The 25,512-nt window shown below is 65.6% G+C and carries 27 protein-coding genes; 9 read left to right on the forward strand and 18 right to left on the reverse strand.

The features are described 5' to 3' along the window. The first annotated feature begins 93 nt into the window (after window positions 1–93). Window positions 94–504, forward strand: a complete 411-nt coding sequence (locus tag CWS35_RS31015) for a DUF3606 domain-containing protein (RefSeq protein WP_100955257.1) — start codon at window positions 94–96, stop codon at window positions 502–504. 124 nt (window positions 505–628) lie between these two features. Here CWS35_RS31015 and CWS35_RS31020 read toward each other — a convergent pair whose 3' ends face one another. The 9 genes from CWS35_RS31020 to flgB form a co-directional block, all read right to left on the reverse strand. Then, a complete protein-coding gene (locus tag CWS35_RS31020; RefSeq protein ID WP_100955258.1) occupies window positions 629–1,303 on the reverse strand; it encodes a lectin in 675 nt (224 codons plus the stop codon). Between the two features lie 251 nt (window positions 1,304–1,554). After that, the gene (locus tag CWS35_RS31025) at window positions 1,555–2,517 is read right to left on the reverse strand and encodes a Tim44-like domain-containing protein (RefSeq protein WP_100955259.1); all 963 of its coding nucleotides are present in this window, start codon (window positions 2,515–2,517) and stop codon (window positions 1,555–1,557) included. Window positions 2,518–2,759: 242 nt separating this feature from the next. Beyond that, window positions 2,760–5,354, reverse strand: coding sequence for a cell cycle histidine kinase CckA (cckA, locus tag CWS35_RS31030; RefSeq protein ID WP_100955260.1), 2,595 nt, complete (start codon window positions 5,352–5,354; stop codon window positions 2,760–2,762). A gap of 141 nt (window positions 5,355–5,495) precedes the next feature. Continuing rightward, window positions 5,496–6,569 (reverse strand): flagellar biosynthesis protein FlhB, encoded by a 1,074-nt coding sequence (flhB, locus tag CWS35_RS31035; protein ID WP_024580943.1) that lies wholly within the window; start codon window positions 6,567–6,569, stop codon window positions 5,496–5,498. Between the two features lie 112 nt (window positions 6,570–6,681). Then, window positions 6,682–7,452 carry a flagellar biosynthetic protein FliR gene (gene fliR / locus CWS35_RS31040; protein WP_024580944.1) on the reverse strand — a complete coding sequence of 257 codons (771 nt, stop codon included), beginning with the start codon at window positions 7,450–7,452 and terminating at the stop codon, window positions 6,682–6,684. Window positions 7,453–7,470: 18 nt separating this feature from the next. Continuing rightward, window positions 7,471–7,734 carry a flagellar biosynthesis protein FliQ gene (gene fliQ, locus CWS35_RS31045; RefSeq protein WP_024580945.1) on the reverse strand — a complete coding sequence of 88 codons (264 nt, stop codon included), beginning with the start codon at window positions 7,732–7,734 and terminating at the stop codon, window positions 7,471–7,473. A gap of 130 nt (window positions 7,735–7,864) precedes the next feature. Then, window positions 7,865–8,176, reverse strand: coding sequence for a flagellar hook-basal body complex protein FliE (fliE, locus tag CWS35_RS31050; protein ID WP_024580946.1), 312 nt, complete (start codon window positions 8,174–8,176; stop codon window positions 7,865–7,867). A 26-nt stretch (window positions 8,177–8,202) separates the two neighbouring features. Then, on the reverse strand, window positions 8,203–8,628 hold the full coding sequence (gene flgC, locus CWS35_RS31055; protein WP_024580947.1) for a flagellar basal body rod protein FlgC: 426 nt from the start codon (window positions 8,626–8,628) through the stop codon (window positions 8,203–8,205). 38 nt (window positions 8,629–8,666) lie between these two features. After that, complete coding sequence (gene flgB / locus CWS35_RS31060) at window positions 8,667–9,077, reverse strand: flagellar basal body rod protein FlgB (RefSeq protein ID WP_100955261.1); 411 nt, start codon at window positions 9,075–9,077, stop codon at window positions 8,667–8,669. 370 nt (window positions 9,078–9,447) lie between these two features. Between flgB and CWS35_RS31065 the strand changes: the two genes are divergently transcribed. The 4 genes from CWS35_RS31065 (at window position 9,448) to CWS35_RS31080 (ending at window position 13,299) form a co-directional block, all read left to right on the forward strand. After that, window positions 9,448–10,380: a flagellar biosynthetic protein FliO gene (locus CWS35_RS31065; protein ID WP_168226408.1), complete on the forward strand. Its 933-nt coding sequence runs from the start codon at window positions 9,448–9,450 to the stop codon at window positions 10,378–10,380. Then, entirely contained in the window at window positions 10,377–11,129 is a 753-nt protein-coding gene (gene fliP / locus CWS35_RS31070; RefSeq protein WP_024580950.1) for a flagellar type III secretion system pore protein FliP, read from the forward strand. The genes CWS35_RS31065 and fliP overlap by 4 nt, the downstream gene beginning before the upstream one ends. 85 nt (window positions 11,130–11,214) lie before the next feature. Continuing rightward, window positions 11,215–12,093, forward strand: a complete 879-nt coding sequence (locus CWS35_RS31075) for a hypothetical protein (protein ID WP_024580951.1) — start codon at window positions 11,215–11,217, stop codon at window positions 12,091–12,093. A gap of 54 nt (window positions 12,094–12,147) precedes the next feature. Continuing rightward, window positions 12,148–13,299: an aminotransferase class V-fold PLP-dependent enzyme gene (locus CWS35_RS31080; protein ID WP_024580952.1), complete on the forward strand. Its 1,152-nt coding sequence runs from the start codon at window positions 12,148–12,150 to the stop codon at window positions 13,297–13,299. 98 nt (window positions 13,300–13,397) lie between these two features. On the opposite strand, the gene CWS35_RS31085 is transcribed toward CWS35_RS31080, so the two are convergent. From CWS35_RS31085 to CWS35_RS31095, 3 genes are all read right to left on the reverse strand, one after another. Continuing rightward, complete coding sequence (locus CWS35_RS31085) at window positions 13,398–14,633, reverse strand: YbfB/YjiJ family MFS transporter (protein ID WP_100955263.1); 1,236 nt, start codon at window positions 14,631–14,633, stop codon at window positions 13,398–13,400. Between the two features lie 128 nt (window positions 14,634–14,761). Then, window positions 14,762–15,001 (reverse strand): 4-oxalocrotonate tautomerase family protein, encoded by a 240-nt coding sequence (locus CWS35_RS31090; protein WP_100955264.1) that lies wholly within the window; start codon window positions 14,999–15,001, stop codon window positions 14,762–14,764. Window positions 15,002–15,075: 74 nt separating this feature from the next. Next, window positions 15,076–15,786, reverse strand: coding sequence for an SDR family NAD(P)-dependent oxidoreductase (locus tag CWS35_RS31095; protein WP_100956825.1), 711 nt, complete (start codon window positions 15,784–15,786; stop codon window positions 15,076–15,078). A 16-nt stretch (window positions 15,787–15,802) separates the two neighbouring features. On the opposite strand from CWS35_RS31095, the gene CWS35_RS39890 reads away from it, so the two are divergent. Next, window positions 15,803–16,024, forward strand: coding sequence for a hypothetical protein (locus tag CWS35_RS39890; protein WP_157817290.1), 222 nt, complete (start codon window positions 15,803–15,805; stop codon window positions 16,022–16,024). On the opposite strand, the gene CWS35_RS31100 is transcribed toward CWS35_RS39890, so the two are convergent. Together CWS35_RS31100 and CWS35_RS31105 are read right to left on the reverse strand one after the other, a co-directional pair. Next, on the reverse strand, window positions 16,008–16,952 hold the full coding sequence (locus CWS35_RS31100; RefSeq protein ID WP_100955265.1) for a LysR family transcriptional regulator: 945 nt from the start codon (window positions 16,950–16,952) through the stop codon (window positions 16,008–16,010). The genes CWS35_RS39890 and CWS35_RS31100 overlap by 17 nt on opposite strands. Before the next feature lie 26 nt (window positions 16,953–16,978). Beyond that, on the reverse strand, window positions 16,979–17,215 hold the full coding sequence (locus tag CWS35_RS31105; protein WP_024580957.1) for a hypothetical protein: 237 nt from the start codon (window positions 17,213–17,215) through the stop codon (window positions 16,979–16,981). Window positions 17,216–17,485: 270 nt separating this feature from the next. Between CWS35_RS31105 and CWS35_RS31110 the strand changes: the two genes are divergently transcribed. Then, window positions 17,486–18,331 (forward strand): glyoxalase superfamily protein, encoded by an 846-nt coding sequence (locus CWS35_RS31110; RefSeq protein WP_100955266.1) that lies wholly within the window; start codon window positions 17,486–17,488, stop codon window positions 18,329–18,331. Window positions 18,332–18,342: 11 nt separating this feature from the next. Here CWS35_RS31110 and CWS35_RS31115 read toward each other — a convergent pair whose 3' ends face one another. After that, entirely contained in the window at window positions 18,343–22,131 is a 3,789-nt protein-coding gene (locus tag CWS35_RS31115; protein WP_100955267.1) for a hypothetical protein, read from the reverse strand. Window positions 22,132–22,354: 223 nt separating this feature from the next. Between CWS35_RS31115 and CWS35_RS31120 the strand changes: the two genes are divergently transcribed. Together CWS35_RS31120 and CWS35_RS31125 are read left to right on the forward strand one after the other, a co-directional pair. Beyond that, the gene (locus CWS35_RS31120) at window positions 22,355–22,639 is read left to right on the forward strand and encodes a type II toxin-antitoxin system RelE/ParE family toxin (RefSeq protein ID WP_100955268.1); all 285 of its coding nucleotides are present in this window, start codon (window positions 22,355–22,357) and stop codon (window positions 22,637–22,639) included. Window positions 22,640–22,683: 44 nt separating this feature from the next. Beyond that, complete coding sequence (locus CWS35_RS31125) at window positions 22,684–22,983, forward strand: HigA family addiction module antitoxin (RefSeq protein ID WP_100955269.1); 300 nt, start codon at window positions 22,684–22,686, stop codon at window positions 22,981–22,983. A 42-nt stretch (window positions 22,984–23,025) separates the two neighbouring features. Here the strand turns inward: CWS35_RS31125 and CWS35_RS31130 are convergent, their stop codons facing one another. The 3 genes from CWS35_RS31130 to fliM are packed head-to-tail and all read right to left on the reverse strand — an operon-like array spanning window position 23,026 to window position 25,498. Next, entirely contained in the window at window positions 23,026–23,829 is an 804-nt protein-coding gene (locus CWS35_RS31130) for a MotE family protein (protein WP_100955270.1), read from the reverse strand. Continuing rightward, the gene (locus CWS35_RS31135) at window positions 23,826–24,299 is read right to left on the reverse strand and encodes a DUF6468 domain-containing protein (protein ID WP_024580963.1); all 474 of its coding nucleotides are present in this window, start codon (window positions 24,297–24,299) and stop codon (window positions 23,826–23,828) included. Before CWS35_RS31135 ends, CWS35_RS31130 begins: the two co-directional genes overlap by 4 nt. Then, window positions 24,296–25,498: a flagellar motor switch protein FliM gene (gene fliM / locus CWS35_RS31140; protein ID WP_024580964.1), complete on the reverse strand. Its 1,203-nt coding sequence runs from the start codon at window positions 25,496–25,498 to the stop codon at window positions 24,296–24,298. Before fliM ends, CWS35_RS31135 begins: the two co-directional genes overlap by 4 nt. Window positions 25,499–25,512 lie beyond the last annotated feature (14 nt).

The following is a 25,512-nucleotide window of genomic DNA, read 5'->3' on the forward strand; positions in this document are numbered from 1 at the left end:
CGGTCAGATCGTCCATCGCATGCGGGCCGCCTGTGCGAACCGAATGGAGGCTGCTAAGGTTCCCGCGTCGAATCTTCGATGAAGGATCATGTTATGGCCGACGACAAGAAGAAGCGGGGCGCACAGGATCGTGCCCTGATCGCGTTGAGCGAGTCCTACGAAGTTGCGTACTGGTCCAAGAAGTTCAAGGTCACGCCGGCAAAGCTCAAGGCCGCCGTCAAGAAGGTCGGGCACTCCGCCAAGAAGGTGGAAGCCCATTTCAAGGAGCAGCGCCACCGGGCCGCCGACCGCGCACGGATCGCGATCCACGAGCCGTACGAGGTCCGCTACTGGTCGACGAAGTTCAAGGTGACCCCTGCACGGCTCAAGGCCGCGGTGGCCGAGGTCGGGCATTCCTCGAAGAAGGTCGAGGCCTACTTCGCGGCCAAGAAGAAGAAAAAGACCGCCAAGAAAAAGAAGACTGCGAAGAAGGTCGTCAAGAAGACCGGACGCAAGAAGAGCTAAGCGATCCCGTCATTGCGAGCGAAGCGAAGCAATCCATCGTTCGGCACACGCGGATAGATGGATTGCTTCGTCGCTGTCGCTCCTCGCAATGATGGACATGCACTCGCAGACCCGCCCCTGCCCCTCAGTTCGCCGCGAAACAGTACAGCAGGCCGTCGCCGCCGGTGGTCTTCAGGTCGGCCTGCGAGCAGCCGCCATCCGGACCGCGCGACGGATGCGACGAGTTCCACGATTTCGATGCATCGTCATCGCGCAGGCCGATGCGGTCGGAATGGCCGAGCATCGCAGCGCCCTGCGTGCTGGTCGTCCAGTTCTTGCAGGTGCGGTCCTCCCCGGCCGCGAAGGCGGTGCCATCGGGTTGCGAGCCGGTCAGGATGTCGTGACGGTTCGGCGTGTCGCCGCGGCCGTTGATCGGCTCGCCCTTCTCGGAGAGCGCGGTCTGCTTGGTCAGCGCGTTGCCGGCACTGTGCAGGTCGGCGACGTCCTTGGCGACCACGACGCCCTTCACGTTCTTCCATGGTCCCGTGCCGATGCGATCCCGCGCATTGACCGCGGGCTTGCCATCGGCGGCCTGGGTCGAGAGATAGGCGCGCCACGTCTTCGGCGCACCGAAGCCCGCGGCCTGCGCCAGGGTCTGGCAATGATTGTCGGCACCGGCGAGGCCGCCGAGATTGCCGCCATTGCCGATGCCGTTGCTGGTCACGAAGAAGCTGGTCTCCGCGGTCTGTGCGCTTGCCGGCGACGCGGCTGTGACGACGAACGCAAGACAGGCAGGAACCGCGATATGTGCAAACTTCATCTCATCCTCCCGATGGTTGTTCTCAAGGCATGATCCGGAAAAGTGCGAAGCGGTTTTCCGAAGAGATCATGCTCAAACAAAGAACCAAAGCGCGATGATGGCCCAACCTGATCTCATCGCGCTTTGGTCCGCTGACATCAACCCGCGGCCTGTCTGGATATTCCGATGCTAGTACACGGTAATGAAGCCACAAGACAAAAGCGCCGCGGACCAGGCCGCGGCGCTTCGCATTTGTCATCTCTCGCAATCGATCAGTTGGTCTGCTGGATCGCCGAGAGCTCCCAGTTGCCGCCGCGCTGGCGCACGAAGGTCCAGACCTCGGTGATCTCCTCCGGCTGGGTGCTGCCGCCGACCTGGCGGCCGCTGCCGCGCTCCAGCATGGTGTCGACCAGCGAGTAGCGCATCGCGACCGTCGCATATTCGCTGTCGCCTTCGCGCCAGGCTTCCGCCAGATCGCCCTGCAACAGCTTCACATTGGACGTCTTGTTGGTGACGTTGCGCGCCTTGTTCTCCTCGAGGTCCTTCGAGAAGTACGACACCATCTCAGGCGTCGCGAGCGTGTGCAGCTTCGCGATGTCCTCGTTCGACCACGCGGCCTGGACGTCGCCGAGCAGGCGCTCGAAGGTCTCGTAGTCGCCGGGCGCGATCTCGACCGGCGCGTTCGATCCGCCGCCAAGGCCGAAGCCGAAGCCCGAACGGGCGTTCGCCTGCGGGCCGGGGCCGACGTCGGGACCACCCGCATAAGCCGTGGCGGGCGTATTGCGGCGCTGCCACCACGACATCGCGAGCCGGACCACGATCACGATCAGACCGACCTGCAGCAGCAAGCCGAGGATCGACGACAGGCCGCCGAGACCCGAGAACAGGCCGCCGCCAAACAGCATGCCGAACAGGCCCGCGCCGAGGAAGCCCGCGGCCAGGCCGCCGAGCAGGCCACGTCCCATTCCACCGCGGCCGAACATGCCACCGGCATTCGCGGCGGCCGGCGCGGCCATGCCCGGGCTGCCAGGCTGGCTGAAGGTACGGTTCATCGGCGCGACCGAACCCGGCGCGGTGCTGGTCGAGGGCGGCGCGGAGAACGTCCGCGAGCCGCGCGAGCCGCCGCTGCCGACGCGGGCATCGGCCGCCGAAACGGTCATCATTACGGGCAGCGCCAGCGCCATCGCGACGGCGATCGCCCGAACAATTCCACGCGTGCGTTGCGAGAAATTCATCTTGGTTTCCTCAAAGGATTCCCCGGCATGGGGAAACGTCCCTAACATGGGCAGGGCCTGATAAAAGTGAAGCGGGAAACGGGAACCGCGGCTGCGGCCCTCGGTCGCGGCGATGTGACACTATGGTCCTTGTGGGTGCGACAGCGCGTCCTAGCGCGGGATGAGGCCAGGTTTCAACCGGAACAGCGCTCACCCGGAACCCGCCTCGGAAGGACTCGGCCGCGGGGAAACTCGCCCCGCGGCTAATTCCCCGTCATGGTTTCCTTCACCGCGGCGACCAGTTGTGTCAGCGTGAACGGCTTCGGCAGGAACGCGAATTGCTGGTTCTCCGGCAGGCTCTTCTCGAATGCATCCTCGGCGTAGCCGGAGACGAAGATGATCTTAAGCTCGGCGTTCCGGCTGCGCATCTCCTTCAGCAGCGTCGGCCCGTCCATCTCCGGCATCACGACATCGGAGACGACAAGGTCGACCTTGCCGTTGTTTTCCTCGAACGCCTCCAGCGCCTCGACGCCGTTGGCCGCCTCGATCACGCTGTAGCCACGCGAGCGCAGGCCGCGCGCATTGAGCGAGCGCAGGCCGTCCTCGTCCTCGACCAGCAGGATGGTGCCCTGCCCGGTGAGATCGGGCTTCGGCTTGGCGGCTTCCACGGCGGCCGCGGCGTCCTTTGCCGCGCCGTTGCCGGCATGTGCCTCCGGGGCAACCTCCTGCTCCTGGCGATGCCGCGGCAGATAGATCCGGAACGTGGTGCCGCCGCCCGGCACGGAATCGACATAGACGAAGCCGCCGGTCTGCTTGACGATGCCGTAGACCGTGGACAGGCCGAGGCCGGTGCCCTTGCCGACTTCCTTGGTCGAGAAGAACGGCTCGAAGATCTTGTCGATGATCTCGTGCGGAATGCCGGTGCCGGTGTCGGCGATCTCGATCTTCACATAGTCCGCCGCCGGCATGCCCTTGTTGGCGAGCTGGGCGGCTTCCTCGGTCGACACGTTGGCGGTGCGGATGGTCAGCTTGCCGCCATCGGGCATCGCGTCGCGCGCATTGACCGCGAGATTGACCACCACCTGCTCGAACTGCGAGACGTCGACCTTGACCGGCCAGAGATCGCGGCCGTGCACGAGGTCGAGCTTGACCTTCTCGCCGATCAGCCGGCGCAGCAGCATGGTGAGATCGGAAAGCGCGTCGCCGAGATCGAGCACCTGCGGCCGCAGCGTCTGGCGGCGCGAGAACGCGAGCAGCTGCCGCACCAGCGTCGCGGCGCGGGTCGCGTTCTGCTTGATCTGCATGATGTCCTGGAACGACGGATCGGTCGGCTTGTGCGCGTTCAGCAGGAAGTCGTTGGCCATCATGATGGCCGACAGCACGTTGTTGAAGTCGTGCGCGATGCCGCCGGCGAGCTGGCCGACCATCTCCATCTTCTGCGACTGGTTGATCTGGTTTTCCAGCGCGCGCCGCTCGGTGGTCTCGAGCATGTAGACGATCGCGGTCTCGGCGTCGCGCTCGTCCTTCTCGACGGTGGTGACGAAGAACTGCGCGAAGCGCTCCTTGGCGCCGTCGAGCATGACCTCGACCGGCGCGATATCGCCCTGCCCCTCGGCGGCCTGGTTGATCGCCGCGATCAGCAGGCCGCGGTCGCGCGGATTGACCGCGCGGAAGATCGACTTGGCCGCGCCGCCGTCGCCGTTCAGGCCCTGCGCCAGCTTGGCATAACGCGCATTGGCGCCGACCACGTTGCCACCGCGGTCGACGGTCGCGATCGCCATCGGCGTATGATCGAAGAAGCGCATGAAGCGCACCTCGGCGGCGCGCTCGGGATCGGAATGCTCGTCGCGGGCGCGGCTGATCACCAGCGTGCGCGAGGCGCCCGCCGCGCCGTCGGCGCCGAAGGCAAGCTTGTGATAGAGCCGCACCGGCATCGTCTTGCCGCCGCGCATCCGCAGGTCGATGTCGAACACCTCGGTCTTGACCTCGCCGGGCACCGCCGCGATCGAGGTCAACAGCGCCGCGCCGTCGCCGGAGACGACGTCGGTCAGCTTCAGGCCGCCCGAGCCGATCTCGGCCAGATCGTAGTCCAGCCAGTTGGCGAGCGTAGCGTTGACATAGGCGATCTCGCCGGCCGGATTGACCGAGAAGAACCCGCAGGGCGCGTGATCGAGATATTCGATGGCGTGCCGCAGCTCCTGGAACACGTCTTCCTGGCGCTCGCGGTCGCGGGTGATGTCGGCGATCGACCACACCGCATATCTCGCGTCGCGCTTGCCCTCGCCGAGCGGGCGTACCCTGAGCCGCAACCAGCGGCCTTGCCCACCACCTTGCCCACCACCTTGGCCGGCCGCGTGACCGGCGATGCGGACCTCCTCCTGTTGCCGCTTGCCTTCGCGCGCGGCCTTCAGCAGGCGGAATACCGCCTCGGAGACATCAGGATTGCCGATGAAGACGCGCTCGACGGGACGGACGTCCTGCGGCCCGGCGGCACCGGTCAGCGTCAGATAGGCGGCGTTGGAATAGACCACGTGGCCACGGGAGTCGGTGACGACGAGCCCTTCCTGGGCATGGTCGGCGATCCGCCCCATCACTGGATCGTCCGTGGTGCGGTCGGAGAAGCGGATGATGCCGGCCGCAAGCGCGAACAGGTTGAACAGCCCGACGGTCGCGAGCAGCGCCAGCACGCCGAGGATATAGGGCTGCGCCTGGCTCCGGCCGATGGTCATCAGCCAGACCGCCACCGCGACGATGCCGGCGGCAATCAGCAGCACCAGCAAGATGCTGCCGCTGCGCCGCGCTGGCCCGTGGGCCACGAACGGCTCGGTCCCGGGAGGATCGTTACTGTCGGCAGTCATCTGGAGAGACATGGCTCGTCTGCATCAAGAAGGCGCCCGTCCGGCCGCCTTGCCCCTGAGTGCCTGAATCGGACCCGAAAACGCAAGTCCATCAGGCGGCAATTTCGCAAGTTACGCGCATTTCAAGCGGTTTTCCGCCCCTTACTGGCGCAGGCCGGACAGCCCCCGCCTCAGCCGCATCACGTAGCCGATGATTTCGGCAACCGCATGATAGTGCTCGACCGGGATTTCCTTGTCGATCTCGACGGTCGCATAGAGCGCCCGGGCCAGCGGCACGTTCTCCACGATCGGGATGTCGTGTTCCTTGGCGATCTCCCGGATCTTGAACGCCAGATTGTCGACGCCCTTGGCGACGCAGACCGGCGCCGACATGCTGCGGTCATAGGCCAGCGCCACCGAGTAGTGGGTCGGGTTGGTGATGATCACCGAGGCCTTAGGAACCTGGGCCATCATGCGCTTCTTGGCGCGCTGCACCCGCAACTGCTTGATCCGGCCCTTGACGTGCGGGTCGCCTTCCGACTGCTTGAACTCCTCCTTCATCTCCTGGAGCGACATCTTGTGACGCTCGTACCAGGTCCGGTACTGGAAGAAGTAGTCAGCGATCGCGACCGCGGCGAGGATGGCGACCACCGCCGCCAATAGGTGCACCGTCATGCCGGTCACCGCCGGCAGCAGCTCGGCCGGATCGACCCGCAGGAACGATTCCATCCGCATCCGATCGGGCCACAGCACGATGACCATCACGACGCCGAGCGCAATCAGCTTGAACAGGCCTTTCAGGAAGTTCGCGATCGCCTGCTTGCCGAACAGCCGCTTGAAGCCGGCGGCCGGCGAGATCTTGGAGAATTTCGGCGCGAGCTGTTCGGCCGACCACACCAGCTGGTGCTGGATCATGTTGCCCGCGATCGCCGCCAGCGCCAGCATCAAGAACGGCACGCCGATCGCGGCGACCACGGCGTAGCCGAGCGTCTGGGTCAGTTGAAGCAGGCCGGCACCGTCGGTGCGGATCATCCAGGAATTGGCGATCAGGTTGCGCAGCGGCATCAAGATGCCGCCGCCGACCGAGCCCGAGAAGGTCGACAGCACCAGCGTGGCGCCGGCGATGATGAACCAGGTGTTGACCTCCTGGCTCTTGACGACGTCGCCTTTCTCAAGGGCTTCGTCGAGGCGTTTTTGCGTAGGGTCTTCTGTTTTGTCTTCGGTATCCTCGGCCATCTCTGCTCCCTAGAACATGATGCGACTTGATCGCATCATGTTCTGCGGTCCCTATTTTTGACGCGCTTTCTTCACGCGAACCGGTTCCCACTTCGCTCGAAAACGCTCTGCGTCAATTCATCGGAGCGAGCTGGCGCATGACGCCGAGGAAGTAATCGAGATAGGTGTTCATCATCGCCGCGAGCACGCCGGCGAAGATCAGGAAGCCGACCATGATCGAGAGCGGCACGCCGACGAAATAGACCTGCATCTGCGGCATCAGCCGTGCCAGGACGCCGAGCCCGATGTTGAAGACGAGGCCGAACACCAGGAACGGCGCCGACAATTGCAGGCCGATCTTGAAGGCGGCGGAAAAGGCCGAGGTCGCGAGCGCCGCGACGTCGCCGGTCGGCATGATCTCGCCCGGCGAGAAGATCCGGTAGCTTTCGCTCAATGCCGCGATGACGAGATAGTGGCTGTCGGTGGCAAACAGCAGCGTCAGGCCGAGGATGGTGAGGAAGTTGCCGATGATCTGGCCCTGCTGCCCCTGGGTCGGGTCGACCGCGGTGACGAAGCCGAGGCCGAGCTGCTGCGCGATCACGGAGCCCGCGACGTTGAGCGCCGACAGCGTCACCCGCGCGGTGGCGCCGAGCACGATGCCGATGATCAGTTCGTGCACCATCAGGACGCCAAGCGAGGAGATCGACGTCAGGTCGACGTGATAGGCGTTGCGATGCAAGGGCAGGATAATCAGCGTCAATAGCAGCGCGATCGAGAGCTTGACCCGTGCCGGGATGTTGCTCTCGCCGAAACCGGGCAGCAGCATCACCATCGCGCCCACGCGCGCGAACACCAGCACGAAGATTGCGGCCAGCGCCGGCAGCAGTGAGACATCGATGCGCATGACCGCGGCATTAGTGCATCAACCGCCGATGATTCGCGACGAAATCCGCATCATGTGGCTGGCCAGCGAATCCGCCATGAACGGCAGCGCCAGCAGCAATGTGACGAAGATCGCGAGGATCTTCGGCACGAAAACCAGCGTCTGCTCCTGGATCTGGGTCAGGGCCTGGAACAGCGACACCACGACGCCGACCACGAGGCCGACCACCATCAGGGGCGACGACACGATCACGATGGTCCAGATCGCATCGCGCGCCACGTCGAGAGTTTCAGGACCGGTCATTGCTATGTTCTCGCTCTCAGTTGTTTGCTTCCGTCGTTCCGGGGCTCGCGAAGCGAGAGCCCGGAATCCATACTCCCGATCGTGGTTATGGATTCCGGGCCTCGGCCTTCGGCGCATCCCGGAATGGCAATCAGATCGGCATCTTCATGATGTCTTCGTAGGCCTGGATCACGCGGTCGCGGACCGAGACCAGCGTCGACACCGCGACGTCGGTGTCGGCGACCGCCGTCACCACGTCCATCACGTTGGCCTTGCCCGAGGCCATCGCCATGGTTTGCGCGTCGGACTTCTTGCCCGCTTCCAGCACGCTGCCGACCGAGTCCTTCAGCAGCGCGCTGAAGGACGGGCCGGCGACCGCCTGCCCCGCCTTCTCGACGCCGCCGCGCTCCATCATCTTGGCGAGGCTGGCATAGGCGTTGGCGGCGACTGTCGGTGTAGCCATGATTTAGGCTCCCTGTTCTTGTTGGGTCAGGACTTGAGGATGTCGAGCGTGCGCTGGATCATCCGCCGCGTCGCACTGATGATGTTGAGGTTGGCCTCGTAGGAGCGCTGGGCATCCCGCATGTCGGTCATTTCGACCATCGAGTTGACGTTCGGATATTTGACGTTGCCGGAAGCATCCGCCGCCGGATTGCCCGGTTCGTGCCTGATGCGGAACGACGACTGGTCCGGCCGGATCCGGCCGAGCGTCACGACCTGGGCGTCGAGCGAACGGTCGAGCGCGGAGGAGAAGGTCGGCACCTTGCGGCGATAGGGATCGCCGCCTGCGGTCTGCGCCGTCGAATCGGCGTTCGCGATATTCTCCGAGATCACCCGCATCCGCCCCGCCTGCGCGCGCAGGCCTGACGTCGCGATGCTCATCGAGCGGGTGAAGTCGCTTGTTCCATCTGCCATGGGATCCTCCTGCCGCCGTCAGGCGGCCAGCCCTCGTGCTAGCCCTTGCCGATCGCGGTTTTCAGCAGACGCAGACTCTTGCTGTAGAGCGCGGTGACGGCCGCATAGTCCATCTGGTTGTCCGAGACTTTCAGCATCTGGTCCTCCAGATTGACGGCATTGCCGGCCGGGCGGGTCTGGAACCCGCTCTTGCCGCGGTCATTGTCGAAATTGTCGGGTGTGCCGGACGCCGCCATGTGGGTGGCGCTGGTCTGCATCATCGGCAGCGTCCCCATGCCGCCGCCGACCGTCGTGCCGGCGCGGTCGAACTTCGGCTCGACCAGGTCGCGCGGCCGGAAGTTCGGCGTGTCGGAATTGGAAATGTTCTCGGCGAGCACCCGCTGGCGCTCCTGGTGCCACTGCATCTTGGTGCGCAACGCCGACAGGATCGGGAGATCGTTCATGGCCATCGCCGTGGCTCCGTTAACCTCTTGGACGCCCCTTGGCCCTCCCGAGGTAGGCAGAATTTGCCCGGTGTATGGTTAACGGTTGGTTAAAATGCCGGACTGATCCGTGGAGAACACGGCAACCGTGGCCCGCGAGCGCATTTTCGCCACGAATGCTGCGTTAACCAGCACAAACCAAGACAGCGTGGGGCGCTGAGAAGTCGTTTTGGGACAAGCGATTCTTGGTTTATTAATAGAACAGTCGGCTGCAAGCCGCTGGGAATTAAGAAATAAGGCGAATCTCGGGCGCGATTCGCTGCGCAAATCGCAGTTGTCAATCTGCGCTCGTTGATGGCGGAAGCTGAGGAAGGCCACGATGGCCGGGGACTCCAATATGCAGGTCATTACATTTGTCTTGGCGTTCGTGGTCGTGCTGGCGCTGATCGGCGTCACCGCCTGGCTGGTTCGCCGCTTCGGCGGAAATCGCCTTGGCGCCAATGCCAATCGCGGGCGCATGCCGCGACTGGCGGTGATCGACGCCGCCGCCGTCGATGGTCGCCGCCGTCTGGTGCTGGTCCGCCGCGACAACATCGAGCATCTGCTGATGATCGGGGGCCCGACCGACATCGTCGTCGAGCCGAACATCGTGCGTGCGATGCCGGGGCGCGATCAGATGTCGAGCCGCCCCGCGGTCGCTCCCGAGGCTGCGCTGCCGCGCGCCACACCGCTTCCCGACGCGGCCTGGAACGAGAGCGAAGCCGCCCGTTCCGATACTTTCGAGCTTCCCGAGCCCGAACTGCCGCCGCGTCAGGCGCGCCCCTCCTTCGCCGACGAGCTTCGCCGGCCCCCACCGCCGCCGCCGATCGGTGACCGCCGCAGCGATCCGCTCGCGGGCTTCGCGCCCGAGCCGCGGCCCGATCCGATGCCGCCGCGCCTGCCCCGCTCCGAATCCGTCGCACCGCCGCGTCCGCCGCGCGCCGCCGAGCCACCAAAGGCACCGCCGCCGCTGCGCGCGCCGGATCGCGCCGTCGCGCCGCCGCCGCCTCCCGCTCCACCGCCGATTGCGGCACCAACGCCTTCCAGCCCACCACCGGCATCGAATGCCGACGCCAATCTCGCCGAGATGGCGCAACGGCTTGAAGCAGCGCTGCGCCGCCCGACCGGCGCCGCCGAGACCGTTGCACCGCCGGTTGCGCCCGAAGCGCCGCCGGTGCGTCCGCCGCGGAGCGAGCCGGCCGCTCCGCCCGCCGCTGGCCAGAAGAGCGGGTTCGAGAATCTCGAGGACGAGATGGCCTCGCTGCTCGGCCGACCGAAGTCCCCTTCGTGAGATCGGGGACCGTCCCGCGTAGAGTTTTTTTCATCGCTGTCCTGATCGCCGCCGGGCTGTTCGCTGGCCCGGCGATGGCGCAGGACATCTCCATCAATCTCGGCGGCGGCAATGGCGGCGTGACCGAGCGCGCGATCCAGTTGATCGCGCTGCTCACGGTGCTGTCGATCGCGCCGTCGATCCTGATCATGATGACGTCGTTCACGCGCATCGTGGTCGTGCTGTCTCTCTTGCGCACCGCGCTCGGCACCGCGACCGCGCCGCCGAACTCCGTGATGATCGCGCTGGCGATGTTCCTCACCGCCTTCATAATGGGGCCGGTGCTACAGAAATCCTATGACGACGGCATCAAGCCGCTGGTCGCCAACCAGATCGGCGTCGAGGAGGCGTTGCAGCGCGCCTCGGTCCCGTTGCGCGGCTTCATGCAGAAGAACGTGCGCGAGAAGGATCTGAAGCTGTTCATGGACCTCTCCGGCGAGCCGCCGCCGGCAACCCCGGAGGAGATGTCGCTGCGCATCCTGGTGCCGGCCTTCATGATCTCCGAACTGAAGCGCGCCTTCGAGATCGGCTTCCTGCTGTTCCTGCCGTTCCTGATCATCGACCTGGTGGTCGCCTCGGTCCTGATGTCGATGGGCATGATGATGCTGCCGCCGGTCGTGGTGTCGCTGCCGTTCAAGCTGATCTTCTTCGTGCTGGTCGACGGCTGGGCGCTGGTCGCCGGCAGCCTGGTGCAGAGTTACGGGGGGTAGCCCCGCGTAACATTCATGGCCCGTCGGCTGGATCGGCCGGGCCGTTGCACTATCATGCGCGGCACCGCATCCAGGGAGCCGTGCCGTGCAGCAGCCATTCGACCGCGCCGCAGAAGACCTCGGCAACGCCATCCATCTCGAGCATGTCAATGTGCAGGTGCCCGACCAGCGCCTCGCCACGCTGTTCTATGTCGCGGGCATCGGGCTGACCCGCGATCCCTATCTGATGGTCTCCGACAGCAACATGTGGGTCAATGCCGGCCGCAGCCAGTTTCATCTGCCGAGCGGACGGCAACAGGTGCTGCGCGGCCACACGGCGATCGTGATCGCCGGGCGACAGGCCCTGCTCGCGCGGCTCGCCGCGGTCGCGCCCAAGCTCGACGGCACCGCGTTCAGCTATCGCGAGCGCAACGACCACGTCGAAGCCACCTGCCCCTGGGGCAATCACCTGCGCTGCTATGAGCCCGACGCCGGGCGGTTCGGGCGCATCGCGCTCGGCATGCCCTATGTCGAGTTCGACGTGCCGCGCGGTACGGCTGAAGCGATCAGCCGGTTCTATCCCGAAATCATGGGCATCCCGGCCAGCATGGAGGACGGCGTCGCGCGCGCCAAGGTCGGCAAGGATCAGTATCTGCAATTCCGCGAGACCGATTCTGCGCAGGGCGAGTACGACGGCCATCACGTCCAGATCTACATCACGGACTTCTCGGGTCCCTACAAGCGGCTGCGCGAGCGCAATTTGGTCTCGCGCGAGGACAATCAGTACCAGTACCGGTTCTGCGACATCGTCGATCCGGCTGATGGCCGGCATCTGTTCACCGTCGAGCACGAGGTGCGCAGCGCCACCCACCCGATGTATCTGCGGCCGCTCGTCAACCGCAATCCTGTCCAGACCAACCGCACCTTCGCCAACGGCTACGACCAGGCGCCATGGGCGATGGGGCCGGACCAGTATGACGGCTGAGCAGGTGCTGCTCCGCCTCACACCATCATTCGCGCATTCCAGCCACGAGACGCCATGCTTCCCTCCCAGCGCCATCTGTTCGAGATCCCACGCGAGGTCTGCTACCTGAACTCGGCGTCCTACAGCCCGTTGCCGCTGAAGACGCTCGATGCCGGCCGCATGGCGGTCGGACGCAAGGGCCAGCCCTGGAGCATCGATGGCGGGTTCGCCGGGCGCCAGCATGAGCGCGCGCGCATCGCGGCGGCGCGCCTGATCAATGCCGATCCCAACGACGTCGCGCTGATCCCGGCGATCAGCTACGGGGTCGCCACGGTAGCGAAGGCACTGACCATTCCCCGCGGCTCGCGGGTCGTCGTGCTGGAAAACGATCACTCCTCGCCGGTGCTGGAATGGCACGCCCGCGCCGAGGCGCAGGGCTTCGACGTCGACACCGTGCGCCAGCCCGCCGACGGCGACTGGACGACGGCGGTGCTCGCGACCATCGAACGGTCAGGCGCGGCGCCGGTGGGGCTCGCCTCGATCTCGTCGGTGCACTGGTCGGACGGCGGCATGATCGACGTCGACAAGGTGCAGGCCGCGCTGCGCCGACAGGGGGCGATGTTCGTGATCGACGCGACGCAGAGCGCCGGCGTCGTGGCGATGGACGTGACGAAGCTCGATCCCGATGCGGTGATCTTCCCGACCTATAAGTGGCTGATCGGTCCTTACGGCCGTGCCTTCCTCTATGTCGCAAAACGTCACCAGAACGGCGTGCCACTCGAGCAGACTTCCGCCGGCCGCCGCAACGTCAACTCCGAGAACCCGGTCTATTTCGGCGACCTCGGCTATGTCGACAACGCCCGCCGCTACGACATGGGTGAGCGCGATCATTTCATCACCCTCGAAATGGCCTCGATCGGCATGGAGATGATGGCGGAATGGGGCGCTGCCGCCATCCGCGAGCGGCTCACGATGCTCAATGCGCGGATCGCCGACGGCATCCAAGGTCTCGGGCTCGACGTGCTGGCGCAGGCCGTGCGCGCGCCGCATATCCTGAGCCTCGGCATGGATGGCGGCATCCCGAAGGAACTGATCGCGCGGCTCGCCGCGGAGAACATCCATGTCGCGCTGCGGCTCGGCCGGATGCGGATCTCGCCGCATGTCTTCAACGACGAGGCCGACGTCGACCGCTTCGTCGCCGCGTTGACGAAAGCGCTGCGTGGCTAGAGCGTTTTCGAGCGAAGTGGATACCGGTTCGCGTGAAGAAAACGCGTCAAGACAAGAACCTAGAGCCCCGTTCCGATTCCATCGGAACGGGAAAGGCTCTAACCGGGCTTGCGCCCCCGTACGACGACGCTGAACAATTCGATCGCCAGCGCGATGGCGACCGCGGCCGCACCGATCACGAACAGCAGCGCATAATCGCCGCCACTTCGGGCGAACAGATAGGACAGGCCATAGGCGCCCGCCGCCTGGAACAGCGCGAAGGCGGTGGTGGCCTGCGCCCAGGCGGAGCGCTGGCTCGCCGCCGAATGCGGGATCAGCTCATGGATGCGGCCGATCACCAGCGGCACGATACCGGGCGTGAAGCCGCCGACGATCAGGCTGGATACGATCAGCGCGGCGGGCGATGTCGTCACGGCAGGCAATGCGACCGCAACCGCCTCGATCAGGAACGCCACGCGCAGCGCCGCGGCGAAGCCGGCGCGATCGGCGAGATGTCCCGACAGCAGCGGACCGACCACGGCACCGATGCCATACAGCACCCAGTAATACGATCCCGCTGAAATCCCCTGCCCGAGCCCGCGGGCGACGAAATCGACCAGGAACACCATGTGCGGCACCAGCGCCAGCGCGTTGAGGCCGTATTCAAGGCACAATGCGAGCACCAGCGGCGAGCGCACGCCATGCGCGGCGACCGGCTGCTCCTTCGCGGCATGCACGGCGGGCGCTTCCGCCGGCCACGCCGTCCAGCTGATCAGGGTCAGCACCGCCGACAGCACGCCAAGGCCGTACCAGGCTTGCTTGACGCCCTGCTGCAACAACAGCGGCACCAGCGTGCCGGAAGCTGCGACACCGAGGCCAACACCGGCAAAGATCACACCGCCGACCAGGCCGCGCTTGCTCGGCGCGGTGTGCGGCAGGATCGCGGTCGCCGCCAGCACCATGATCACGCCGCCCGTGGTGCCGGCGAGGAAGCGGAAGCCGAAGAACCAGATGAAAGAGATCGGCACCGAACAGGCAAAGCAGGTGATGGCGGCCAGCACCATCATGCTGCGCAGCGCCCACACCGAACCGATGCGTGCGCCGAGGTCGCGCGCAATCAGCGCGCCGGCGAGATAACCGGCGAGATTGGCGGCGCCCAGATAAACCGCTTCCGCCGGCGTGAACCACTTGGCCGCGATCAAGGCCGGGATCAGCGGCGTGTAGGCAAAGCGCGCCAGCCCCAGCCCGACCAGCGAGGCGCACAGGCCCGCTGCCGCCGCAACCCACAACGGCTTGCCGGCATCGCCATGCGGCTCGGCATGATGGCGCCTGCGATGTTCGACATTGGCTGACATGGACACGCCAATAGACCCTCTGGGCATTCGTTAAAAATGATTAGTTGCGATCGCAGCAATCACTCTCAGCGATCACATCGCACCTCTCCCGGCCGGGAGAAGTGCTCTGTTTGATGCGGCAAAGGCCGTCAGCGGGTGCCCGCCGCGGCGAGCTTCCTGCGATATTCCAGCGCGGGCAGCCCGCCCCAGCCCCAATTGTCGGTATCGACCTCCTCGATGATCACGAAGGTCGATTCCGAGGGCTTGCCGAGCACGTCGCGCAGCAACTCGCTGGCGCCCTTGATCAGAGCAGCCTTCTGTTCCGCCGTGGTGGACGACGCCCCGGGCGTCGTCCCCTCACGCGTGATCTGGATGGTGACGATCGGCATCACACGCTCCGCTTCAATTGAGCATGATCATTTCGGAAGACCGGTTTCCACTCTTCCGGATCATGCTCGTGCCCCTAGTGCCCGGCGCTCTGGCCGCCGTCGACATGCAGGATCTCGCCGGTGACGAAGCCCGCGCCTTCCAGGAACAGCACGGCATCGACGATGTCCTTCATCTCGCCCATCCGTCCGACCGGATGCAGCTTGGCGAGGTAGTCATGCGTGGCGGGCGCGTGCATCGGGGTCTTGATGACGCCGGGCGCCACCGCGTTCACGCGGATGCCCTTGGCGGCATATTCGATCGCGAGCGACTTGGTCGCGGCGGCGAGACCGCCCTTGGTCAGCGAGGCCAGCACCGAGGGCACCTTGCTGTTGGCGTGGTCGACCAGGCTGGTCGTGATCTGCACGATGTGTCCGGATGCCTGCTTCGCCATCTCCCTGGCGACGCGGCGGGTGATGTAGAAGAAGCCGTTCAGGTTGGTCGCCAGCATCGCGGCGTAATCCTGGTCGGTGTAGTCGGCGAACGGCTTGGCGACGAAGATGCCGGCATTGTTGACCAGCGTGTCGACCCGGCCGAACTGCCCGAGCGCCTGCTTGACGACGCGCTCGGCAACCTCGGGATCGCCGATGTCGCCCGCGACCGCCAGTACACCCGGGTCCGACGACGGCTTGATACTGCGGGAGTTGGCGACGACGCGCCAGTTGCGGTCGCGATAGCCCTTGACGATGGCCTCACCGAGGCCTTGCGAGCCGCCGGTGACGATTGCGACCTTCTGCTCTGCACCCATGATGTCTCTCCATCCCTTGCTGAAGCAGCCCAGCGCCGCCTCGATGGAGAGCAACCTAGATACATCCGATTTGCGCGCGAATGCCCGCTATTCGGCAGACACTCTTCCGCGCCGCGAACGACTGAGCATGATCCGGAAAAGTGTGAAGCGGTTTTCCGGCGCGACAAACGCGAAGCGTTTGCGCGGAGATCATGCGCAAAAAGAACATAAGCGCGATGATCCTATCGTCGCGCTTTAGCATCGGCCCGTCTCGCCTCGCGCGACAGCCGCTCGAAATAGCGCTTCAGCCGCGGGCCGGCGAAATCGACGAAGGCGCGCACCTTCGGTACGTCGAAGCGGCCGTGCGGCGCCAGCAGATGCACCGGCAGCGGCGGATGCTCGTCGCCGGCGAGCAATATCTGCAGCCGCCCGTCGCGGATTTCCTCGGCGATGTGATACGAGAACAATCGCGTGACGCCGTGGCCTTCGCTGGCGGAGGCGACCGCCGCCCGCACCGTGTTGACGACCAGCCGCGGCGCGAATTGCACCGCGCGTGCCACCTTCGATTTCGCGGCCGGCGGGAAACTCCAGGAGTCGAGCCCGAAATGCGTCATCGCGATGATCTGCTGCTTCGCCAGATCGGCGGGCTCGCGGATCACCGGATGCTGCGCGAGGTAGCCCGGCGACGCCGCGACCACCCGGCGCACCTCGCCGAGCTTGATCGCGACGAAACTGGAATCGGCGAGATGGGCGATGCGCAGCGCGACGTCGATGCCCTCGTCGATCAGGTTGACGGTGCGATCGAGCATCACCAGCCGGACCGTCACGGCTGGATATTCCGTCATGAATGCGTCGAGCACCGGCCGCAGCACGTCCTCACCCACGACGATGGGCGCGGTGATGGTCAGCGTGCCGCGCGGCGCGGCCCGCTCGCCGGCGGCCGAGATGTCGGCCTCATCCAGCTCGCTCAGGATGCGGCGGCACGCCGATGCATAGCGCTCGCCGGCGTCGCTCAGCTTCAGCGACCGCGTGGTGCGATGGAGTAGCTCGGCGCCGACATGGTGCTCGAGAAACGCGATCGCCCGGCTCACCGCCGCCGGCGATCGCCGCAGTTTCCGCCCCGCGCCCGCAAGGCTGCCCTCGTCGACCGCCGCGACGAAGACCTTCATGGCGTCGATGCGGTCCATCGATTCCCCCGTCTCGCGGCAGCCCGCTAACCTTTCACATCATACTGCTTGCTGAGATGGTCGCCGATCTGCACCAGCATGGCGACGCATTCGGGATAGCCAGGCTTTGCCACCGTCGCCTCGCCGGCGCTGGCGCGGAATTCCCAGCTCTCGCCGTCACGCAGCACGGAGATGTCGATGCCATCGGGACAATCGGCATGGACCTTCAGCTCGGCCCGCGCCATCGCGATGAGTTCGGCTTCGGTCTTGATCGGCTTGCTCATGTGACAACGTCCTCCCAGCTTGCGACGAGCGCCATGGTGGCCGATTTGGCAAGGCAATGTCGAGAGGACGAACGCGATCACGCGCTCTTGCAATTGACAATTCGCACCACCCCGGCGAACATCCGGTCCGGGTCGATACTACCCGCCGCTTGCACCCCGCCCGGGGACGGTGAATGTATCAAGCCGATTTCAGGCTTCCTTTGCCCGCACGAACGGGTCAGCAACGCAAGCCCCTGACGCTTTCCGTTCGTCGATGCAAAGGACCATTCCATGCGCGACTTCCGTGATGCCAAGGCCATGGCGCAAACCCTGCGTGAAACCCTCGGCGCCAGATCGATCCCCCTCACCCATAGCGACAGCCTGGAGCTGATCGCCAAACTGTTCGGTCAACGCGACTGGAACACGCTGGCGGCGCGGATCCAGGTCGCCGGTCCGCCAAGCACGCTGGCCCAGACCGCAGAGCCCGCTGCGGAATCACCGCCGATCACGGCGCGGCACGAGGTCGCAGTCGATCCAGCCGTGCTCGATCATTATTCCGGATTCTACCGGCTCAGCGACCGCACCGTGTTTACGGTGACGCCCGACGGACATCATCTGATGATGCAACTCACCGGACAGCGCTCGGTGCGGTTCTTTGCAGAGAGCACAACCGAATTCTTCGCCAAGATTGTCGATGCGCAGGTCAGCTTCGTGGTCGGGCCGGACCGACGCGCCACTTCGCTTATTCTGCATCAGAACGGCAGCGACATTCCGATGGCGCGCATCGACGCCGCGACGGCAACGAAGATCGCCGATCAGACCGCGCAGCGCGTCAAGAACCAGTCGGCCAGTCCCGGAACCGAAGCTGCGCTTCATCGCCTGATCGATGGAATCGCATCGGGGAATCCCGACTACAACGAGATGAGCCCGGCGCTGGCGGCGGCCACCCGCAAGCAGATGCAGTGGCTTCAGCCGCTCGCGGACCTCGGCAACATCCAGTCGATCCGCTTTCTCGGCGTCGGCGAGCAAGGCGAGGACGTCTATAGCGTCAGGCACACGGACGGCGCCGCGCATTGGCGCATCGCGCTTGACGACAAGGGGATCATTTCGACCGCGTGGGTGACGCCCGGACCGTAAGGCTGGCGCGGCTACTGAGCGGCGCTGGCGCGCCGCTCGCCCTTGATCGCCGGCAGCGTGCTCACCGGCGCGGCTTTCGGCTTGTCAGGCACCGATCCGGTCGACACCGGATCGGGCAGCAGCGCCCGGGCGGTGGCATCGGGGAAGCGGGACTTCATCTCGCGGATGAAGCCGTCCAGCGTGTCGACGCTGGCGGCCATCCGCGCGATCTGGGCGAACTCGGCGCTGGAGGTCGCGACCGGCTTGCTGGCCGCGTCGAACGCCAGCTTGTCGGCGTCGCCCGACATCAGCGGCGCGTATTTCTCGCGGAACCGGGACAGCCCGATGGCATCCTCTGCGAGCGCGTAGCCGACCACGGCGCGGATGATATCGGCCTTCTCGCTGGGATTGAGCGGGGTGAAGTCGCGCCAGCGGTCGCCGTAATAGAGCTCGATCTGCTCGGACGCTTCGCGCCAGTGCCGCGATGCCCAGTAGATGTCGGAGCGCAGCCGGATCGCCTCGCGGCCAGTGATGTTCGAGATGATGTCGAGCGCGAGGTCGTGCCGGCCGACGTCGCTCTGCGCCCTCGCCTCGAGCAGCAGCCGTTGCTGGCGCAGTTCGCCGGAGAGATCGGCGATCCGGGTCGAGCGCAGCGCGCCGATGGCGCGCTCGGGCTTGCGGTTCATCAGATAGACCATCGCAAGCCGGGCCGCGACCTGGGCGCGTGCCGCGCCTTCGAGACGCTTGTCGACCTGGTATTGCAGGAGATCGGCGGCCTGATCCAGCAGATCGACACCGACGAGGCGGTCGGCGAGCCGGCGAATCATCTCGTCGCCGCGGCGACCGATCGGCGTCAGCTCGCGATATTCGTAGAAGGTGCCGAGCGCATCGATCGGCGCCATCTCGTCGCCTTTCGGCCCGAGATAGAGCTGCACGAACAGCGCGGAAGCCGCGTCCTGCGCCTGACGCGATTCCGGCGCGTTCGGCTGGAGCCGGGTCGCCGCACGCGTCACCGCGAAGGCATCGGCATAGCGCGCGGTCTCGGCATAGATCTTCGACAGCTCGTACAGCGTCTTCAGCTCGATGTTGTCGCCGCGCCACAGCATCGACAACAGCTCGAGCTCTTTCAGCACATCGTCACGGCCGATCTCACCACGCTTCTGCCGGAGCAGCGTCTCAAGCAGCTTGCCCTCGGCGGCGGCCTGGCGGTCGGCCGAACCGGCGGCGAAGCGGTAGGCGTCGAGCGCATCCTTCTCCTGGCCCAGCGCTTCGGCGAGCCGTCCGCGCAGCACCGCGGCCGCGGGCTTCAGCCCGTCGGGAACGCCGACCACGTCGAGGTCGCTCTTGCGCCGCGCGGCGCCGGAATAATCCTTCACCTCGAGCGAGGCCTTCATCGAATCCATCGTGACGACACGTTGCAGGTCAGGCGGCAGGGTCGCGACCGCGAATTCGGCGTTCTTGAATTTTTCGCGCGCCTCGGCCCATTTGCCCTCGCGGGCGAAGGCGAGCCCCTTCCACAATTGGATATCGTAGCCGTTGCCGATCACGGGATTGGCGAGATCCTTGAGGCCGCGTGCCGGGCGTCCGATCAGGATGCTGGCGACTGCGTGCACCATCACCACCGACGGCGTCTCGCCGCCGCGCTTGCTCTCGGACAGGATCAGGTTGGCCACGCCATGGGCTTCCTGATACATGCCGCGCGCCATGTAGAAATCGGCGAGATCGAGCCGCGCCTGCGGCAGCTGCTCGGCATCGGCCGTCGACGCCGCCGCAATCAAGGTGTCGAGCTGCTTGAGGAAATTCTCCGACTGGTTCTTGCGCCACTCATCCGGATCGAACAACGGCTTCACCGCCGTGGTCGCCCGCTCGGCAGAAACGTCGGCCGATGACAGCGTCAGGCCGCCGGGCCGGCCGAGCGTCACCTTGTCGGCGCCGACCTCCGCCTTGACGTCGTCGGCGTTCGGACGAACCACGAGGCCATGGATCGATTCCAGCAACGAGAGCTCGACGAAATCCTGCCGCTTGATGATGCCGCGGGTCGGCGGCGGTGCGGTCACGACCCAGAGCGTATCGCCGGCGTCGGGATCGACCAGTTTATGGAGCTGGCCGGGATTGGCGAGCGGCACACTGACATTGGCGAGCGATGGTTCCGAGATGTTGCGCGCCACGGCGAGCGGCAGCGGCGGCTTCTGCCCTCGGTCCGCGAAAGTCAGCGTCCAACTCACGCCGCGCGAACGATCATCGCTCTCCAGCGACGGCATCTGCGGCCGGTTGAGGCGAAAGCGCACCGCTTGCCCCTTCTCCAGCGCGATCGGGCTGACATCGGAGATCAGCGCGCCGCCCTTGGCGCGGATCGGATCGACATCGATCGCATCAAGCGTGTCGAACACCATCCACACCGTGTCGGCGCGGCGGAACAGCGCCGCCGGCGTCGCCCCAGGGAATGAGAACGTCACGCGCAGCCCGTCGCTGTCGCGCTGGGCTTCGACCATGGGCTTACCGCTGGCGCGGGCTTCGGCTGGCGGCGATGAGGTCACAGCGGGCTTCGGCGCGTCCGTCGCCGGCGCGGCCGCGACGATCGGTGCCGGCTTCGGCGGATCGTTCACGGGGGCCGGCTGCTCCATCGCCGTGCCGGCGCTGCCGTCGTGTGGCGCAGCCGCGATCTTCGGCAGCTCCGGATTGGGGCCCTCCGACCTGGGCTGTTCCGCTTTGGCGGGCGCCGGTTGCTCACCGCTCCCTTGCCCGGTCTTGACCGCTTCGGATTGCACTTGCGGCGGATCGGCCTTCGCTGGCTCCGCCTTTGGCTGCTCAGGCTTGGATTGTTCGGATTTAGACTGTTCGGGCTTGATCTCGATCTTGGCCTGCTGCGCGATGCTTTCCGACGTCACCGGTGCGATCGCCGCCGCACCCTTGGGTTTGCCGCGCGGCGTGGGCAACAACGAACTCAGCGAGGGCTTCGCCGCCTGCTGCTCGGTCGGCTGGAAGGCGACGTCGACGATATAGTTCTTCTCGTCGCGGAACGAATGCAAATCGACATCGCCGATCAAGGTGAGATCGACCGCCGACGTATCGGTGTCGGCACGCGCGCTGATCGATGCGACGTTCGGAGGCGCGGCGACCTTGGCGTCGGCAAGGTCGAAGGTCAGGACCGAGTTGAACGACAATGTCAGTTTCTGCTCGTTCAGCACCGAGGACACGCTGACCCCGTCGGGAACCTCGAACACGAAGCGCACGAAAGTGGGCTGCACCAGCGCGCGAACCCGCACCGGCGGCTTTTTCTTTGCCGCATCGGCGGCGCGCTGCATGCGCAGCAGGCGCTCGGCGGCGCGGGCGCGCTCGGCGAGCTCGCGGATCACCTCCTGCGGCAGCGACGGCGGCGGGCCGGTCCAGCTATCAGGCAGGAAGTCGACGAAGATGCGCTCGCCGGCGGTCATGGTGTTGACGGTGACGCGGCGCGCCAGCGACAGGCGGATCGCCGAGCCGTCCGGATCGCGGCGCGCGGCGCCGACGTAATCGGGCACCGCGTCCGACAGTTTCTCGACGGGGATATCGACCGGACGCTTGAAGCGGATCACGATGATCGAGCCAGCGGTCGTCACCTCGGACTCGACATCCTCCTTCAGCTTCAGCACCAGCCGCGCGAAGCCGTTCGCGGCGGAGAATGTCGCCTCACCTGGCACCGGCGGCGGATCTTCGGCACGCGCTGCGGTCGGACAGGCCAGGCCCGCGAGTGCAAGGCCGGCGGCAAGCAGGCACAAACGCGCAGTCCGCGCCCAGGCGCGGCCTCGCGACCATGTTCCAGCGGCAGCCGTTCGCGCCATCTCGAAACGTCTTCTTGAGATTCTCAGCCAAGCCAGCGCGAAGCGCCCTCGCCCACGCGTCCCGATCTTGGATCGGGCGGCGTTAAGGACCTGTTAACGTCAACGGATTGTTTCGGATCGGGGCATGGCTAGACTAGCCGCGGTAAATTAATGCGGGCGAGCATGTATCAAATTACGATACAGCGCTATTGCCTTTTGTATCATGCCATGATACCGTTTTGCCGTGATTAAGAGCTTCAAAGACGCTGTGACCAGAGCGGCCTTTGACGGCGAGACCCGAAAGGGATTTCCGGCCGACTTGCTTAAAGTCGCGCGCCGCAAACTCCAGTATCTTCACGCCGCCACGACGTTGCAGGACCTTCGGTCTCCTCCTGGCAATCGGCTGGAAGCTCTAAAGGGAGATCGCCGGGACCAACATTCAATCCGGGTGAACGATCAGTTCCGCATCTGTTTCATCTGGACCGAAGAAGGTGCGGTGGACGTGGAATTCACGGACTACCACTCCTAGCTACGAGGTCCGCGCAGGATCGCCCCGACCAGAGAGAGTCGCACATGGCAAAGAAGCTGCCCCCCATGCATCCCGGCGAAGTACTTCGGGAAGAATTCCTGATCCCGTTGTCACTGTCGGCCGGTGCGTTGGCCAAGGTCTGCGGTGTTCCGCGCACCAGGATCGAACGCATCGCAAATGAGGAAACTGCTATCTCGGCGGATACCGCCCTGCGCTTGTCGAGGGCGCTGAACACGTCTGCCCAGCTCTGGCTAAATCTGCAGAACGCCTATGACGTCCGCGTGGCCGAGGCATCGCTTGCGAACGAGCTGAACAAGATCAAACCGGTGGTAGAGGCGGCCTAGCAACTTCTCGCGCCAATTGACGGGCTTCTTGATCGGAGCCCCTCAATTCGATTTCGGCGCGAGGATCTTGCCTTCGATCTTGGGAAGCTCGTCGGTCGCCGCCGACTTGTCGCCGCCGGCGCGGCGGGCGAGTTCGACGGTGAGCCGCTCGGCGGCCTCCGGCTGCATCAGGCCGAGAATGTCCGACATCTTGCGCGGCTGGATCTGCGAGGCGATCTGGTAGAGCACGCCCATCTCGAGCCGGTCGAACACCTTGGCGGCGTCCTTCGGCTTCATGTTCTCATACATCGTGACGATGCCCTTGAAGCGGGCGGCCTCGGCTTCGACCTTTGCCGCCGCATCGGCATTCGCCTTGGCGTCATTGGCCTTGGCCTCCTCGACCTTGGCCTCGATGCGCTTCTCGGCCGCCTTCAACAGGCTTTCGCGGATCTCGACCTCGCGTGCCCGCGTCTCCAACTCCTGGCGGCGCGACTGCAACCGTTCCAGGATCGCGCGCTCGGACGCCGACACCGGCGCGGGCGCATCGAGATTGACCACGACGCCGTCGGGCTTGGCGGCTTCGGCGGCCGGCGCTGCCGGCTTCGGCGCCTCCTCCTTCTTTTCCTCCTTGCCGTGCACCGAGCCGGTGATGTCGCCGGAATCGGCTCTGTTCTTGCTGTCGGCCACCGGCTTGCTGGCGCCGGGGAAGTTGAAGTTCTGCTGCGCCCAGGACGGACCGGCCGGCGGCGTGTCGTCGGCAAACACGTAGCCGCCATCGAGCACGAGGCCCGCGACCTTCAGCACCATCAGGCCGAAGATCGCGACCAGCACCACGGGCATCACTCTGATGTCACGAAGCCACTTCATGCAGCGAGGCCGGCGGCCCTCCGGCGCTCGGTGAAGGCTTCAGCCGCCGCGGCGACCGCGTGAGCGGCGGAGACCCTGGGCGCCGGTGCCGCCGGTGCGGCGGGCGCGGACGCGCGTACCGGTGCAGGCGCGGGCTCGGACGGCCGTGCCGCGAGCGCGATCTTGGAGAGCCGACGCACCACGTGATCGCCTTCGGCGAGCTGGGTCTTCAGCAGTCCCGACATCTGCGTCGCCGCGTCGAGCTGGTTGCCGAGGTTCTCGTTGACGTCGCGCACGGCGTGCTTCAACCCGCCGATCGCCCGCTCGGCGATCTCCGTGGCCGTGATCAATTCGGCAATGACAGCCTTCAGCGAATGCTCGTCCGCCTTCAGCCGCTGCAGGCGCTTGTTGAGCAGCCAGCAATAGCCGATCGTCAGCATCAGCAGCACGGCCACCAGGCTCTCGATTGCCAGTCCTAGTAGATGACTCATGGGGCCTCCATCATCTTGGTCCGCTCATCCGCCTTCTCGAACATCGCGAAGGTGGTTTGGGGTTTGCGCAAATTCTTGGTGACGCGGATCGCGACGCGGTCGCCGACGCGGCCCATGCGGCCTTCCGTCAAGGTGACGTTGCCGCAACGGACCGAGACCAGCGCGTCGGAACGGATATCCAGCGGCAGCGTGTCGCCGACCTTGAGCTTCATCAGCTCCTTCAGCGGGATATCGGCTTCATAGAGCACCGCGTCCACCGCGATCTCGGCCTGTGCCACTTCGGTCGCGAAATGGCCTTCCCAGATCGGGTCGCGGCCGAATTTTTCGCCCATGAACATCTGCAACAGCACGTTGCGGATCGGTTCGATGGTGGCATAAGGCAGCAGCAATTCGACATTGCCGCCGCGGTCTTCCATGTCGATGCGCAGGCGGACCAGGATCGCGGCATTGGCCGGGCGGCTGATTGCGGCAAAGCGCGGATTGGTCTCGAGCCGGTCGATCGTGAAGGTCACCGGCGACAGCGGCCGGAACGCCTGCTCGGCGTCGGACAGCACCACCTCGACCAGCCGCTTGACCAGATTGGTCTCGATCGTGGTGTAGGGCCGGCCCTCGATGCGCAGCTGGGTCTGGCCGCGGCGGCCGCCGAGCAGCACGTCGATCATCGAATAGATCAGGCTGGAGTCGACGGTGGCGAGCCCGAAATTCTCCCACTCCTCCGCCTTGAACACCGAAAGCACCGCCGGCAGCGGGATCGAATTCATGTAGTCGCCGAACCGCACCGAGGTGATGCGGTCGAGTGAGACTTCGACGTTGTCGGAGGTGAAATTGCGCAACGATGTCGTCATCAACCGCACCAGGCGGTCGAACACGATCTCGAGCATCGGCAGACGCTCGTAGGACACCATCGCGGAATCGATGATGGCGCGGATGCCGGAATGGTCGTCGAGGCTGACGTCGCCGACCGTGAAGCCGAGCAGATTGTCGATCTCCTCCTGCGACAGCACGCGCTCGCCATTGGTGCTCTTGCCGCCGAAGTCGCGGCTGCCGTCCTCGACCATGGCGGCCCATTGCAGCGCCATGTTCTCGGTGAGCTCGTTCTTGGCAGCTTCCGCCGCGGCCGCCGCGGGATCCTCGGAATCGAGCGAGGCTTCCCATTGGGCGGCAATGGCGTCCTGGTCCATCTGGTCGTTGCCGGCCATGGCTCTACATCCAT

Origin of the sequence: Bradyrhizobium sp. SK17, assembly GCF_002831585.1 — a bacterium.
Taxonomy (GTDB): Bacteria; Pseudomonadota; Alphaproteobacteria; order Rhizobiales; family Xanthobacteraceae; genus Bradyrhizobium.